Source organism: Variovorax sp. Varisp85 (assembly GCF_047304045.1).
GTDB lineage: Bacteria > Pseudomonadota > Gammaproteobacteria > Burkholderiales > Burkholderiaceae_C > Variovorax.
Genome location: NZ_JBGLYN010000027.1, coordinates 1 through 15,131 on the forward strand (window position 1 = coordinate 1; position 15,131 = coordinate 15,131).

General features: G+C 68.8%; 10 protein-coding genes and 1 pseudogene. 4 read left to right on the forward strand and 7 right to left on the reverse strand.

Annotated elements, in window-relative coordinates; all coding sequences use genetic code 11:
* The 3 genes and pseudogenes from ACCC97_RS12935 to ACCC97_RS12945 form a co-directional block, all read left to right on the forward strand.
* Positions 1-492, forward strand: a pseudogene (locus tag ACCC97_RS12935) (type VI secretion system tip protein VgrG); the annotation flags it as partial.
* Positions 493-545: 53 nt separating this feature from the next.
* On the forward strand, positions 546-2,621 hold the full coding sequence (locus tag ACCC97_RS12940) for a phospholipase D-like domain-containing protein (protein WP_413333169.1): 2,076 nt from the start codon (positions 546-548) through the stop codon (positions 2,619-2,621).
* 129 nt (positions 2,622-2,750) lie between these two features.
* Complete coding sequence (locus ACCC97_RS12945) at positions 2,751-3,791, forward strand: tetratricopeptide repeat protein (RefSeq protein ID WP_413333171.1); 1,041 nt, start codon at positions 2,751-2,753, stop codon at positions 3,789-3,791.
* A 31-nt stretch (positions 3,792-3,822) separates the two neighbouring features.
* Here the strand turns inward: ACCC97_RS12945 and ACCC97_RS12950 are convergent, their stop codons facing one another.
* From ACCC97_RS12950 to ACCC97_RS12965, 4 genes are all read right to left on the reverse strand, one after another.
* A complete protein-coding gene (locus ACCC97_RS12950) occupies positions 3,823-4,902 on the reverse strand; it encodes an aldose epimerase family protein (RefSeq protein WP_413315306.1) in 1,080 nt (359 codons plus the stop codon).
* A complete protein-coding gene (locus tag ACCC97_RS12955) occupies positions 4,899-5,855 on the reverse strand; it encodes an alpha/beta hydrolase family protein (RefSeq protein WP_413315307.1) in 957 nt (318 codons plus the stop codon). Before ACCC97_RS12955 ends, ACCC97_RS12950 begins: the two co-directional genes overlap by 4 nt.
* The gene (locus ACCC97_RS12960; protein ID WP_413333173.1) at positions 5,852-10,603 is read right to left on the reverse strand and encodes a CapA family protein; all 4,752 of its coding nucleotides are present in this window, start codon (positions 10,601-10,603) and stop codon (positions 5,852-5,854) included. Before ACCC97_RS12960 ends, ACCC97_RS12955 begins: the two co-directional genes overlap by 4 nt.
* A 132-nt stretch (positions 10,604-10,735) precedes the next feature.
* Positions 10,736-11,614 carry a LysR family transcriptional regulator gene (locus ACCC97_RS12965; RefSeq protein WP_413333175.1) on the reverse strand — a complete coding sequence of 293 codons (879 nt, stop codon included), beginning with the start codon at positions 11,612-11,614 and terminating at the stop codon, positions 10,736-10,738.
* Between the two features lie 136 nt (positions 11,615-11,750).
* Between ACCC97_RS12965 and ACCC97_RS12970 the strand changes: the two genes are divergently transcribed.
* A complete protein-coding gene (locus ACCC97_RS12970; RefSeq protein WP_007836540.1) occupies positions 11,751-12,728 on the forward strand; it encodes a DMT family transporter in 978 nt (325 codons plus the stop codon).
* Here the strand turns inward: ACCC97_RS12970 and ACCC97_RS12975 are convergent.
* The 3 genes from ACCC97_RS12975 to ACCC97_RS12985 are packed head-to-tail and all read right to left on the reverse strand — an operon-like array spanning position 12,698 to position 15,054.
* The gene (locus ACCC97_RS12975) at positions 12,698-13,285 is read right to left on the reverse strand and encodes an N-acetyltransferase family protein (protein WP_413333177.1); all 588 of its coding nucleotides are present in this window, start codon (positions 13,283-13,285) and stop codon (positions 12,698-12,700) included. The genes ACCC97_RS12970 and ACCC97_RS12975 overlap by 31 nt on opposite strands.
* Positions 13,282-13,893: a helix-turn-helix domain-containing protein gene (locus ACCC97_RS12980; protein WP_413333179.1), complete on the reverse strand. Its 612-nt coding sequence runs from the start codon at positions 13,891-13,893 to the stop codon at positions 13,282-13,284. The genes ACCC97_RS12975 and ACCC97_RS12980 overlap by 4 nt, the downstream gene beginning before the upstream one ends.
* Positions 13,894-13,953: 60 nt before the next feature.
* Complete coding sequence (locus ACCC97_RS12985) at positions 13,954-15,054, reverse strand: hypothetical protein (protein WP_413333181.1); 1,101 nt, start codon at positions 15,052-15,054, stop codon at positions 13,954-13,956.
* Positions 15,055-15,131 lie beyond the last annotated feature (77 nt).

The window sequence follows — 15,131 nt, forward strand, 5'->3', positions numbered from 1 at the left end:
AATGCGAATGGCATCGAGCACGGCACGATGGGCATCTGGCGCGAGCATGCGGCAACGCACAGCCTGGTCGGGCCTGCGAACAAGCCGGTGCCCCCGATCCGATCGACGGCTGCGGCTTTGAAGGAGACACCTCCTGATCCGCAGATCGCGTTCTCCGTACAGCACGTCCCCGGTCCCTCGCCCCTGCTTTTCTCAGGCCAGTCCTACACCCTGCTGAAGAATGGCGCCGAAATCCGCAAAGGCTTGTTCGATGAACACGGACGGCTGACCATCGAGCACGCCGAGAAAGGCGCACGCTACCAGGTCCGGCTCTTCAACGGAACCGTCCACGATGTTCCGGTGGCGCCGGACCGGATGGAACCCGATCCCGGGCAGTCCCGGTACAACGAGCATCAGCTGTCCAACAAGGGGTACCGCGGCGATGGGCAAGACAGCTCGAAGCGCCGGTCGCAGCGCGAGCGCGGCTCGGATGCCGGCCAGGCGTCCACTTGATGGCCCTCATCGACGCCGCCCTATGATGAACCTCTCTCGAGCCGACAACCGACATGGCTGATCTGAACAAGCTCCTCGACGAAATCCAAAAGCCCGAAGTCAGCCACGTCGACATGATCAAGCGGCGCAGCAAGGGCACGCTGCAATGGTTTCTGGAGAAGGACCACAGGACGCACCCGATCCACGACAACAACGCGCTGCAATTCTTCATGTGCGGGCAGGAAGGCTTCGCCGCCATCGAGAAAGACATCCTCGCGGCCGGCAGCAGCATCGACCTGGTGCTGTGGGGCTTCGACCCCGGCATGGAGCTGACCCGCAGCCGAACCACCTGGCCGCACGGCACCACCTACGGTGACCTGCTGGTGCGCAAGGCCGGCGAGGGCGTGAAGGTGCGCATGCTGCTGTGGTTCGACAGCCTGGTGATCAACAAGGCGGCGGGCAACGTGCCGGACTTTCCCGCGTTCTGGGCGCCCACCTCCTTCTCCAAGACCAGCCGGACCACCTGGCCCGAGGGCGCCGATTCCTACGACAACCGTTCCAATTCCGCCTGGGTGCTGACTGACCGCTCCAATTACTGCAAGCAGTGGTGGGAAGACGCGCTGGCCGGGCGCTTCAAGAACCTGGAAGTGCGGCTGCGCCGCGGCAGCCCGCTCGAAATCCACTCCAACCTGGCGCGCTACCTGCCCGACTCGAAGCGCGACCTGAGCGAGGCCGCCAGCATGATCGCGGTGGGCACCCACCACCAGAAGCCGATCCTGATCGACTACGAGCCTGCCGCCGGCGGCAGGCCGCGCAACGTCTGCGGCTACGTGATGGGTCTGAACAGCGTGACCGACTACTGGGACACCACCGCGCACGCCTTCAACGACCCCCGGCGCGAGCTCAGCCCCAACAGCTACACCAACTACGACGAGGCGCGCTGGCACCGCAAGCCGTACCGGGACTACGCCATCCGGGTGCAGGGCGAGGCGCTGCACTGCCTGAACCGGAACTTCGTGCAGGGCTGGGACAGCGCGGCCGGTGTGCAGGTGATCCCAGGACCTGCGGGCAGCCTCTTTCCTGCCAACGGGGCGGGAGCGTTCAGCAAAAAGCTGGGCGACCGGCGCCAGTCGATCCAGGCCCGAGACATCCCGCGCCCGTCAGGCTCGCGCTGCCGCGTCCAGATCCAGCGCACCCAGCCGGAATCCGACGACGGCACCATCCTCAAGGGCTACACGCTGGCCAGCGCCAACGCGCTGAACTACATCTATGTGGAGAACCAGTACTTCCAGCTGAGCGAGTGGCCCAGGCTGCTCAAGGACGTGCGCAAGCGCTACCGCCGCGCCATGCAGGAGGCAGGTGCGGCGCCCACCGACATGGCGCCGCTGCACCTGTTCGTCGTGATCCCGCAGCCCGAGCGCGGTCAGATGGTGCCCAGCACCTACGACACGGTCGGCACGCTGGGTGCCGGCGCGCAGATGGGCGAGTACGACAAGAAGGTGCAGGGGGAACGCAAGCGCCGGGAGGCGGGGGCCAGGAGCGGCGGCGGGCTGGTGGGTGCCTCGGCCAATGCGGTGCCGGTGGATGCACAGGCGCAGCTGCAGGAACTGGGCATCAAGCCGCTGGTGGCGATGCTGCTGACCTTCGACAGCGCGAACCAGGCGAAGAACATCCGCATCAAGGCGCGCGACAGCGAGGCTCAGGACGCGCAGGCGGGCGTGGAAGAGAAAGCCAGGGGCCACGCCGACGACGTGAACCCCGAGAACCTGAGCGACTTCAACATCACGCCCAGGCGCTACCGGGAGATCTACATCCACAGCAAGCTGATGATCGTGGACGACGTGTACCTGACGCTGGGCAGCGCAAACCTGAACGCGCGCAGCATGGCGGCTGACAGCGAACTGAATCTGTGCACGGAGGAGTATGCGTTCACCAAGGCGGCGAGGAAGCGGGTGTGGGGGAATCTGGCGGGGGATGATTTGGATGGGAAGGATTGCACGAGGGCAGAGACCGCAGATACGCATGAGAAGTGGTTGAAGCGGATGAAGGCGAACAGCGGAAACAAGGCCAAAGAGCACGTTCCGGAAAACAATAGCTTCATCCACCTCTTCGAGGACCCTCGCGGGGTGCCGTTCGTCAAGTTTGCTTAGTTCATGCACACCTCTACAACCTGGATGACGCAATGCATCCGCGCAGCGGGTGCATTGTTCGCCACAGTGCTTCTTCTGACCGGATGTCCCATGCAAGATGACTCCAAAGCCCAACCTCACCAACCCTTCATGTCGGACAGCAAGCTGCCGCGCTTCACCAGGCTCGACAAGTTCGATCCACACCGCAAGGACTTCGTCTGCCAGCACGAGGCCGCCGCCAATCCGCCCATCACGGCAGAAGCCGAAGCACTGTTTCAGCAGGCGCTGGCGCTCGTGAGCTACGAGAAGTGGTCGGAAGATCGCAACTACGCCAAGGCGGCCCAGCTTTACGAGCAGGCGAGGAAGCTGGGCCACTGGAAGGCGCAGTTCAATCTGGCGGGACTCTATTTGCAAGGTCTGGGCGTCGAACAGGACCCCGAGAAGGCCATCGAGCTGACCGAAGACCTGATGCGCAAGGGTGTGCCCGCAGCCTGGGACAACATGGGCACGATGTACATGGGCGGCATTGGATCGCTCAAGCAGGATGCGACGGTGGCGTATGCGTTCTGGCAGAAGGCGGCGGATATGGGGAGCATGGCGTCGCAAACATACATTGGAAAAAAACTGCTTGGGAATCACGATGAACCTCCTTCGTTTTGGGGAAACCGTGCGATCGGATTGAAGATGCTCGAATGTGCGTTTGCTCAGGGGTCTGGGCAGGCAGCCTTTGAATTGGGCGTTACTCTAAGTGTCATAGACGAGGACTATCCGCGCGCCCTGCGTGCGCTTCATCAAGGGACAAGATTGGGTAGCGAGAGAAGTGCCAACTACTTACGAGGCGCATTCAGTAGAGGTACTCCATTGGTCAGCGGTACCGTCGACAAGTCGCGCGCAGACCGCTACAACGCTCTTGGCGACGCGCTCTACCACAACCCCGACCTGCGCTTCCCCAACCTCGACAAGGTGCTGCCGCTTCCCCCGGCACCGTTGCCCCAGTGGGACATGAGCGAGCCCAAGACGCTCATCGATGCCGCCAAGGCCGTGGTGCCTGGCATCTCTTCGCCGCCGCAGGCGCCGGCACCATCATCCCAGCGCACCAGCCAGCTCGAAGGTGCCAAGCGCGGCCTGCTGTCCGCTCACACGCGCGTGGACGCGCGGGACTTGACTGCACCGGGTCGGCGATGGAACTGAAGTCCCCACGCCGCACCGGATGCACGAAGGCTCAGCCAAGCACCCCGAACCGATGCTCGGTCGCGCTGTGGAAGCGCTCCCCCGGCCGCAGCACCGTCGACGGAAATTCCGGCCGGTTCGGCGAGTCGGGGTAATGCTGGGTCTCCAGGCACAGCCCGTCCCCCTGCCGCAGGCTCGCGCCCGCGCTGCCGAAGAGGCTGCCATCGAGGAAATTGCCCGAATAGAACTGCACGCCGGGCTCGCTGGTGTGCACTTCCATGACGCGGCCCGTGGCCTCGTGCTCCAGTCGCGCCGCGAGCGCAAGGCCGTGCTCGGCTTGAGCCCTGTCGAGCACCCAGTTGTGGTCGTAGCCATGCGCAAGCAGCAGCTGATCGTGGCCTTCGCGGATGCGCTCGCCGATGCGGGTCGCGGTGCGGAAGTCGAACGGCGTCGAAGCCACGTCGGCCACGCCGGTCGGGATCAGCGTCGCGTCCACCGGGCAGTAGCGACTCGCGGGAATCGTCAGGCGGTGGTCCATCACCGAGCCGCTGCCCCCAAGATTGAAGTAGTCGTGATGGCTCAGGTTCAGAACCGTGGGCTTGTCGGTCGTGGCGCTGTAGTCGATGCGCCATGTGTTGGCGGTTGCCGACAGCGTGTAGCGCACTGTCAGCCGCAGTTCGCCGGGGTAGCCCTCTTCGCCATCGGCGCTGGTGTAGCGCAGCTCGATGGCGATGTCGCCGCCGGCCTCCTGCACCGTCACCGGCACGATCTCCCAGAAGCGCGTGCCCAAGCCTTTCGCGCCGCCGTGCAGCGAGTTGACGCCGTCGTTCAGCCCCAGTTGATGCGACGTGCCGTCGAGCGTGAAGCGCCCCGCCGCGATGCGGTTGGCGAAGCGTCCGACGATGGTGCCGAAATGCGGATGCGGCTTGAGGTAGTCGGCGAGCGTGGGCAGGCCCAGCACGATGTTCCCGCTGCGCCCATGGCGGTCGGGGGCGCGCAACGCGGTGACGATGCCGCCATGATTGATGGCACTCAGGCTCAGGCCGCGGCCGTTGTCCAGGGTGTATTCGGTGACCGGCCGGCCGTCGGGCATGCGGCCGAACTCGCGCGACGTGATGTTGCTTTTGCTCATGTATTTCCTGCTTGCTGAAGCATCGCCTCGCGCGCGCACTGCGAGGCGGTGCGCAGCGCGATGAGGTCCTTGAGATCGTGGTAGTCGGGCGGCTCCCCCGCGTGCGTGCGCAGCTCGATGCGGTGGCCGGCCTTGGCCACGGCGTCGGCGAAGCGCTCCTGCAGCGCGAAGGGCGTGTTCCTGTCGTCGCGGCTGCCGATCAGCACGATGCGCCGCGCCGGGTCGCGCGCGATGCCGCCCACGTGGTCGAGCGGGTCGTAGAACTGCGCGCTGCCGGTGGTGTCGGTGCGGCCGTCTCTGGAGCGGCCCAGCATGCGTGCGCGCTCAAGCAGCCCGTAGGCGCCCGACGTGAGCACCGCGCAGGCCACGCGCGTGCGGCCGAGCGTGAGCAGCGCGGCGCCCGCGGTGGCGCCGCCGCTGTGGCCGACGATGACGATGCGCTGCAGCTTGTGGCGCTGCATGAGCGCATCGAGCGCGGCATCGAGCGCGTGGAACTCCACCAGCTGGCGGCGTTTGCGGTGATCGCCCGATGAGCCGTACGTGCCGGGCCGCGCCATGAAGATCCACGGCACGCCGGCGCGGTCGCGGCTGCGCTGCGCGTCGAGCGTACGCAGGGGTTCGGTGTTGCCGGGGATGCGCTCGGGCGCCTGGTCCATCACGCCGTCGCGGTCGCCCGAGAACTGCACGATGGCCATGCGCGCACCGTCGATGTCGTCGCTCGCAAAGTAGCGGATGCAGGCCGGCCCCTCGGCAGGCCGCACCCACAGGTAGCCGGGCCGGTCGGGGCAGCTCGCGCGGTCGGCGGGCTGGTTCCAGTGCAGCACCTCGTCGTTGCTCGCGACGAAGGGCCGGGGTACGTCGGGGCCGGTGCGCTGCGCGCAGGCCGCCTGCACCAGCGCGAGCAGCACCAGGACACCGCGCATGTACCGCAGCAAGAGGCCCGGCGTCTTCATAGCCGTTGCAGCAGCCCGGGCACGCGGCCGAAGTCGGAGCCGACGCGGTCGCCCTTCACCAGCACGAGGTCGCCGTCGCGCAGGAAACCGCCGAGGTAGCCCGCGAGCTGCGCGGCGTCGTCGAAGTGCGGGCCGAGCAGTTCGGCTGGCACCTCCTCGCGCAGCCAGCGCATCTCGTCGCCGTGCGTCACGAGGTGCTCGATGCCGGATGCCAGCAGCGGTGCGGCCAGGCCGCGGTGCATGGCCTCGGCTTCCCCGTCGAGATTGACGATGCGCCCCAGCACGCCGATCTTGCGCGCCACCGGGCCGCTCTCCGCACGCTGCCAGTTGCGCACGAACTCCATGGCGTTGCGCATCGACATGATCTCCGCGTTCCAGCTGTCGTCGATCAGCGTGGCCTGCACGCCGGCCTGCGTACGCAGTGCGCGCACCTGCATCACCGAGGCCGGCAGGCGCACTTGGGGCATGCGCGCGCAGGCGGCCTCGCCGTCGAAGCCCATGGCGAGTAGGGCCGCGAGCGCAAGCGCCGAATTGCGCACCAGCCCCGCGCTCTCGACCGGGAACAGGTATTCCAGCGTGCGCCCCGGGATCGCGATGCGCACGCGGCAGCCGCCGCGCGCTTCGGGCCGGGTATCGAGCAGGCGCACGTTCGCGTCGGGCCCGCTGCCCACCACCCAGATCGCACCGGCCGTGCACGCGGCGGCATCCACCACCTGCCGCAGGCAGGGAATGTGGTCGGGCACGATCGCCACGCCGCCGGGCTCCAGGCCCAGGAAGATGCGCGACTTGTAGGCGGCCGTGAGCTCCAGCGTCGAGGCCTGCCGGGTCTGCGACAGGCCGATCTCGGTGATGAGGGCCACGTGCGGCCGCGCCACCAGCGAGATCGGGCCGCGGTCCATCCAGAGCCCGCTCTGCGCCATTTCGAGAATGCACACGTCCACGTCGGGCCCGAGGTTGGCCAGCATGGCCGGCACGCCGACGCGCGAGTTGTAGTTGTCGATGGTGGTGTGCACGCGCGCACGCTCGGGCAGCAGGTCGCGCAGCATCGCGATGGTGGACGACTTGCCGACCGTGCCGGTCACGCCCACCACGAAGCCCTTGTAGCGCGCCCGTGCGGCAGCGCCCATGGCCAGCATCGCGGCGATCGGGTCGTTCACCTGCAGCAGCGGAAAGGCCGGGTCGAGTCCGTCGACCGGGTGCGCGACCACGGCGCCGGCCAGCGCAGGGTGCAGGCCGGGCAGTTCGAGGTGACGGTCCCAGTTGTCGGTGCGCGGCTTGCTGTAGTTCTCGTGCGCGGCGAGCGTGCGGTAGTCGGAAGCGATGAAGAGAGAGGGCTTCGGCAGCAGCCCCATGTGGACCGGCCCGCGCACCACCGAGTTGACGGACCATCCGGGCGGCGGCTCGACCAGCCAGTGTCCGCCGGTGATCTGCTGCAGCTGCGCGGCGGTCCACACAGGCTCGAGCTCGAAGCCCGCGCCGGGGCGGTCGGCCGCGAGCACGGGCGCGGCGCGCTCGGGCAAGGGCGTCGGAAAATCAGGCACGCGCAGGCCGCACCACAGCGGGAGCCGGCGCGCTGGCGGCAGCTCGGGCGCGTCGCCGCGCACGCGCACTTCGAGCTGCAGCACGTCGCTTTCCAGCAGGCCGGCGCGCGGCGCACGCAGGCCGTAGCGGTCGCGGTAGATGCGGCCGGGCTCCCAGCGGCTGGTGGGCCACATCCAGTCGCAGGGGTCGTGCTCCATGCCCTCGCCCCATGGCGGCATGCGGGTGCTGCGCATCGGCAACGCGCGAAATTGCACGCGCAGGTCGGCCGCGAGGGGCGCATCGACGGTCCAGAACGATTCGACCCACAGCAGCCGTCGCCCGACGATCTGCCGAGGCGCGCAGCGAACGCCCACCAGGCGCAGCGGGCCGATCTGCAGCGGCGTGATGCGCGCGTCGCCAGGCACCGCGTCGGCCAGCCACTCGGGCCGCGGTGCAGGCACAGCACCGACGAGGGGCGCCGGCCGCGCAACCGGCGCAACCGCGGAAGCCGGTTCGGGCCGGAAGGCGGGCCGCTCGGGCGGCGACAGCCGCACCGCGCAACGGCCTCCGGCCGCCGGGACCATCTCGGTGCCGAGCGCGCGGCATTGCGCGGCGAAGCGTTCGCTCAGTGCCTGCGCCTCGTCGCCCGCGAGCTGCCGCGAGAAGCCGAAGCCGACGCCGATGGGCGTGAACATCACTTCCTCGACGCCGCGCGGGCCCAGCGTCAGCGAGAACACGCCCGAATCCCCGAAGTCGTTGCGCACCGAATCGAACAGCAGGTCGCCGGCGTCGTGCAGGATCGGCCGGCCGCGGTAGATCTCGATGCCCTGCAGCACATGCGCCGAGGTGCCGAGGATCGCGTCCGCCCCGGCATCGACGATGGCATGGCCGACGGCGATCTCGGCCTGCGTCGGTTGGGTCTCCAGGTTGTCGCCCCAGTGCACCGCCACGAGCACCACGTCGGCCTCGCGGCGCGCGGCCTCGATGCGCGGTGCGAGCGTGGCGGTCCAGGCGGCCGGGTCGCCCAGCGGCAGCCAGGCAGCGCCCGCGCGTGCGGCAGTGGCAGCAAAGCGGGACTGCGTGGCGTCGAGCGAGAACAGCGCCACGCGTACGCCACCCGCGCGCCGGAACGCGGGCCGCAGCGCGGCCTCCGGCGTGCGGCCGGTGCCGGCATGGGCGATGCCCGCAGCATCCAGCAGGCCGTGCTGCTCCATGAGCGCATCGGGGCCGTAATCGCCGCTGTGGTTGTTGGCGGTGGCGACCATGCCGATGCCGGCCTCGGTCAGCACCGCGAGCATTTCGGGGCGGGCGCGGTAGTAGTAGGGAGCGGACTCGCCCTTGTCGACGCCCTGCTCGCCGCTGGCGGCGACCACGCATTCGAGGTTCACGATGCGCAGGTCGGCCTCGCGCAGCGCGGCGATGCCGCCGAGCATCCTGTGCGCGCCGCCGAGTTCGTGCAGCCGGTAGTGCTGGCGGCGCGCGAGGTTGACGTCGCCGCCCCAGGCGACGACGCCGGTCGCCGCCTTTGCCTGCTGCAGCGCCTCGCCCGCCTTCAGCATCCGGTGGTACGCCACATAGCCCGAGAGGTAGTGCTCCACGTCGTCGATGCGCACGCGGAAGCTGTGGTGCTTGATGAAGAACGAGCCCGCGATGCGCGCCGGATTGCGGAAGAACATCGCCAGCTCGGGCCAGAAATGGCCGTTGGCGAGATAGCGCGCGCGGTACGCCAGCGCGCGGTCGAACTTGTCGCGGTCGAGCTCCACCAGCAGCGGGCGCAATGCGGGGTCGGCCTCCAGCCGCAGCACCATGTCGCGCGCGGCCATCATCAGTTCGAGCAGCGTGGGAAAGGTGGTGATGCGCTCCAGCACGAAGTCGAGGTACCCCGCCACGTTCTGCAGGCCGAACCGGTAGTAGCGCGTCTCGGGCCTGTAGCGCGTGAGTTCGTTGACGCAGTAGCTCAGCCAGTGGTCGTGCGCGCGCCAGTGCTCGGCGGCAATGAAATGCTCGAAGGCTTTCTCGACGACCGCGAGCCAGCGCGTGTCGCGCGTGAGGCCGTACAGGCGCATCAGGCCGAAGGCGGCTTCGCCGTCGTAGTAGATGACGCGGAACCGGTCCTTGACGTCGAGCGCGGGCGCGTTGAGCACGTGCACGAAGCTGCCGGTCTGCGGGTCCTGCATGTGGCGGATGCCGAGCGCGAGCTGCTCCAGCAGCGGCAGGTATTGCGGGTCGCCCGTGAGCTCGGTGTACTTGACCAGCGCGAGCAGGCACACGGCATTGCCGCCGAGCTTGATCTCGCTGCCGATGTCCAGCAGGTAGGCGGCGCGCGCGCCGTCCGGCAACTTGGCCTGGCGGATCAGCGTGCCGGTCAGGAAGGCCAGCGAGCGGTCGATGGCCGCCTTGAGCGCGTCGCTGCGCGTGAGCTCCCACGCCTCCAGCATTGCGTAGGTGGAGCTGGCATGGCGCAGCGTGTTGTAGGTGGGAATGGGGCGGTCGAAGCAGGGAAACCAGCCGTAGTGGAACTCGCCTGTGGGCTTGACCTGCTCGGCCAGGTAGTTGCCGGCGGCGTCGATCAGCGCGTGGACCTGCGGCGCGTTCCATTCGCGCAGCTCGCGGAATCCGGCCGCCTGCCCTTCGGCGGCGAGGGGCCAGGCACCCTCGGCGTCCACGTACACGGCCCGCGTGGTGAAGCACCAGACGGGCGCCGCGTCGTCCGCGGGAAAGTCGATCTCGCGGCCGAAGCGCCGCTTGCAGTGCAGGCGCAGGTTGCCCGTATTGGGTTCGGCATGCTCCACGTCGCCGTTGTAGAGGATCGCACTGCCGAGCATTTCCTGCGCGAGCAGCGCGACTTCGAAGCGCGCATCGAAGGCGATGCCCTCGTTGAAGTAGTTGCGCTTGGTCTGCGCCAACTTCGCTTTCAGCGCGCCCCAGCTCATGGGCTCGACCTTGTCGACCACCTCGGCGCGCAGGCGCTGCGCTGCCTGGCCGGTGCGCTCCGCTTGCTCGGCGGCGGCACGCCACGCGGCGTCGAAGTCAGCGCCCCGGCCCGAAGCCACGCGGGCCCGGCTGCTGTCTTCGCCGACGGCCAGGAACACCACGCAGCCCGCCTCGTTGGTGGCGGTCGATGGCACGGGCAGCGCGCCCGCCGTATCCGCCAGGGCCTGCCGGGCGCGGCTCAGCAGATCGGCGAGAGGATTGGAGGCGGGCAGGGCAGCGATTTCAGCGTTCATGGAGAGCGGAGCGTTGCGGCGGCGGGGATGGTACCCCGCGGCAATGCTTTGCGCCGCGTCGGGTACGTTTCGGAGGTGCGTGCACAGGACACCCCCGCCGGCGCGAGCGCACCCCGAACGAGAGGCATCGTTTCAGCCCCAGGCCTCCATCACCGCGCTGCGCACCGCCTCCACCGCCACGGGACGTTTGCCCTCCCCCGGTGCAACCCAGCACAGCCACGTATGCGACCGCCAGCCGTTCCATATCGCAAGCTCGCCGTTGCGCTCGCCCTGCTCGGCCTGGTCGAGCCGCATCAGCCCCGCGCCCATGCCGCTCGCTACCATGCTGCGGATGGCGCTCTCGCCGTCGGCCGTGCGGCCCTGGCGGTATTCGCGGCCCGCGCCGGCGAACAGTTTTTCCAGATGCACGCGCAGGATGCATGAAGGCGGCGTGCCCACCCACGGCATGTTCGTGAGCTGGTCGAGCGACAGGCCGGGGTGCGCCTCGGCGACGGGCAACGGCAGGGCCACGACGAGATCGACCGCACCGAGGCGGCGCAGTTCCAGTCCTTCGATCTGCTCGCTGTCGCTGAGCACGTAGGCGCAATCAAGGTCGCCGCGCTGCACGGCGGAAAGCGTTTCGTACGACAGCCCCTGCCTCAGCTGCAGCGCAACCTGCGGATGGCGTTCCGCCAGCTTCACCAGCACCTCGCCGAGCCGCAGCGCCACCGGATCGACCACCGTGCCGAAACGCACCACGCCCTGCGCCGCGCCGCGCAGCTGATCGGCCGCCGAGCGCATGCGCGTGGCGGAGGCCAGCGTGCGTTCGGCCTCTTCGAGCAGGCTGAGGCCGGCCTCGGTGGGTGACATGCCGCGCGGCGTGCGATCAAACAGCTTCACGCCGAGTTCGTCTTCCAGCGCCTTGAGTTGCGCGCTGACCGCCGGCGCGCTGGTGAACACGCGCTCGGCGGCGCGGGTCAGACTGCCTTCCTTCGCGATGGCGACGAAGGTCTTGAGTTGATAGAGCTCCATGGCGATGGATTGTGAGCTTCAGGGCCGGATCGGTCCGTTCGTTTTTCTGGAGCCCCCTGTCCAAAGAAGCGAATGGCAATGGCGGCCTCCAGCACCGATTCTTGGGGCATCGATCATTGCAAGAAGAGGCTCCCCCATGTTCCAACGCCAACGCCTGGGCGGCATCGCCGCGCTGCTGCTCGCCACCTCCGGGTGGGGCTCCCTGTTCCTTGTGAGCAAGGGCGTGCTGCACCATGTCGAACCGGTGTGGTTCACGCTGATCCGCTACACCCTGTCGGCGCTGCTGTTCGTACTGCTGATCCTGCCGCGCGGCGCGGCGCCCTGGCGCAAGCTGCGGCTGCATGCGGGGCCGCTGGCGCTGCGCGGCGCGGCCGGCTTCGGCGTGTTCAGCGTGATGCTGCTGGTCGGCCTCGCGCACTCGGTGCCTTCGCACGGCGCGGTGATCATCGCCACCACGCCCATGACCGCGCAGCTGGTGCGCTGGGCGCTCGACGGCGTGCGTCCGTCGCGAGCGACCTTGCTGACCAGCGCGCTGGCGCTGGCGGGCGTGGCGATCGTGTCGGGCCTGCTGTTCGGCGCGGGTGCGTCCGCCGGGTCGACGACGCTCTTCGGCGACGCCATCGCGTTCGCCGGCACGCTGGGCTGGGTCTGGTACACGCGCGGCGCCACGCGCTTTCCCGGACTCGACGTGATCGAGTACACCGCGCTCACGGTGCTGGCCTCGTGGCCCGTGCTGCTGGCCGCGGCAATCGGGGCCGCTGTGCTGGGCTGGTCGGCAGTGCCCAGCCTGGAAGGCCTGCGCCTGTCCTGGCAGGCCCTGTTCTTCGTGGGCGTGGTGCCTTCGGCCATCTCGGTGCTGGCTTTCAACTACGGCGTGCGCACGCTCGGGGCCGTCACGGGCACGGCGTTCCTGAACTTCGTGCCGGTGTCGGCGCTGCTGATGAGCGCGGCGCTGGGCAGGCTGCCTACGGTGAACGAGGCCGTGGGCATGGCGATGGTCGTGGTGGCGCTGCTGCTCCATACGGCGTCGAACCGCAAGGCTTCCGCGGCAAAGGCGGCGCAGGTCACACCGGCGCCGCAGACCTACCGCACCTGCGGAGCCGCCGCGCCATGATCACTGCCAGGGCCCTGTTCGATCAGCTCGCGATAGAAGAAGGTGGTGGCGCACAGCCCGCCCTGCGGCAACAGGGCAAAGCCGGGAATCGCGCCCACCCGCGTCCACCCCACGCGCGCATAGAGCCGCTCGGCTTCGGCGCTGGAGGTGTCGAGCACCAGCAGCGTCTTGCCGTGCTCGCGCGCCACCTGTTCGGCCGCCTGCATCAACAGCGCGCCGATGCCCTTGCGGCGTGCGCGGCGGTGCACGAGCATCTTGGACACCTCGGCGCGGTGCGGCTGGTTCTCGGGCTGGGCCAGCACGAGCTGCACCGTGCCCACGATGCCTTCGGCGTCCTCGGCCACCAGCAACGCGCGTTCGCCGCGCGCCACGCCGTCGGCCACGTGGCGCCAGAAGGCCCGGGCGCGTTCTTCGGCCAGCGGCTGCATGAAGCTCACCGATGCGCCGCCATCGACGCAATCGGCCAGCACGGCGGCAAGGCCCTGCAGCTGCGTGCCGGTGACGGTGGACAGCAGGCGGATGCGCGGCGCATCGGCAGTGAGGGTCGGCATGTTCATCTCCGGGAAAAGGGCGCGGTAGCGATCACGACGGCGTAGCGGGTGGTCTTGCGCGAGGGGTTGTAGTAGCTCATGGGACGGTCGAGCACCATCGCCAGGCAGTCGCCGGTTTCGAGCCGGTGGCGCTCGTCGCCCAGCGTGAGTTCGATGACGCCGTCGAGCACCCACACCTGCTGGTGAATCAGGGGTTCGCGCGCCGCTGTTTCATAGGCCACGCGGGCCTTGGACGGGAACATCACTTCGACGATCTGGATGGGCGATGCGAAACCGTCGGGCGACACGTTGCGCCGCACATAGCCGGAGTGCGGGTCGCGCCACTGCAGTTGGCCGGCCAGGCGCGCCACCGGATCGGCGGCGGGCGCGGGCGCCTCGAACAGCGAAGCCAGCGACACGCCGAGACCGGTTGCGAGCTTCTCGAGCAGCACGGCGGTGGGGCTGCTTTCGCCGCGCTCGATCAGCGAGATCATCGAGCGGCTCACCCCGCAGTGCGTGGCCAGCGCATCGAGCGAGAGGCCTCGGGCCGCGCGCAGGTCGCGCACGCGCTGGGCGATGCGGTCATTGAGGCCGGACGGGGCTTCCGTTTCGGCCGATTCCTTGATTTCCTTCATACTGGATCAAATGTCCACCATAAAGGAAATCGCGTCAAGCCCGCCGGCAGGCTGCTCCGATCAGCGAGAAGGGCCGACCAGCGCGGCGCGTGCCGCCTCGGAGGGAAACACGCAGGCCACGTCGTGCGCGCAGCCCGGCACTACCACGACCTCCCGGCGCTTGTCCGGCGCAAGCAGCTTGCGGTCGTACTGCGCATAGGCCAGGCCGCGCTGCATGCGAAACGAGCCTTGCGCAAGCGCCGCGCAGGACTTGTCGAGCACGCGGTATGCCGTGCCCTTCGCGTCGTTGCTGTCCAGCGCGCCTTCGAGATAGCTGATGTCGGCCTGCACGTACTGCTGGTGCGCCTGCGCGGCGGTGCGCCCGAAGTAGGCGGGCAGGCCGTCGGTGCCGTATTTCCAGCGGTTCATCTGCGGGCACGCGGATGCGTCAGGCACGGAGAAGCCGGTCACGGAGGCGCCGTCAGGCGAGAACTGCGGACGCACCGGATCGAAGTAGAGCCAGGTGCTCGGATCGGCCACCACGTAGCGCATCGCCGGATTGCCCGCCGCCGTGCCGTCGTGCTGCGTGAAGGCGATGTAGCGCTGCACGAACTGTCCGCCCGCCGAGAAACCCGCGACGGTGATGGTGCGCAGGCTGGGCCAGCGTAGCGCGATGTCGGCCACCAGCGCGTCCATCACCGCGAAGGACCCGATGCGGCTGCCCGAGGCCGAGCGCGCGCCTTCGAGCCAGGAGCCGCAGGTCCACAGCAGGTCGCCGGGCTGCGCGACGGGCACGCCCACCGTGTTGCAGCGTCCGGCCACCGCCTTGTCGGCCGCGACCTGGAAGAGCGGCGCGATCACCAGCGTGTCGCCGAGCGCATCGGCGTTGCGAAGGGTGCTCAGCGCTGCCTCGAATGTCTTGTTGGCGTCGCGCGAATGGCCGTGCATGGCGATCAGCGCTTTCGTCGGCCCGGCGGTGGTGCCTGTCGCCGGTGCATCGGGATCGAGCGAGGAGTAGTAGTGCAGCGCGCCTCCGGCTCCTGGCGGTGTGAAGCTGCGGAAGCATCCAGCGGCGGCCGAATTCAAACAGGTGGAGGCATCGGCCGTTGCCGCATGCGTCGGCCAGGGCGCGATGCACGCGGCCGCGAGGGCCAAGGAAAAGAACCATCTGTAGCTGAGCATGTTCGTGCGACTCCCGGGATGGAACGGAACGCGGATTCTCTGCCCACCGCCCGCGACGAACCTGACTTGCCCGCTGC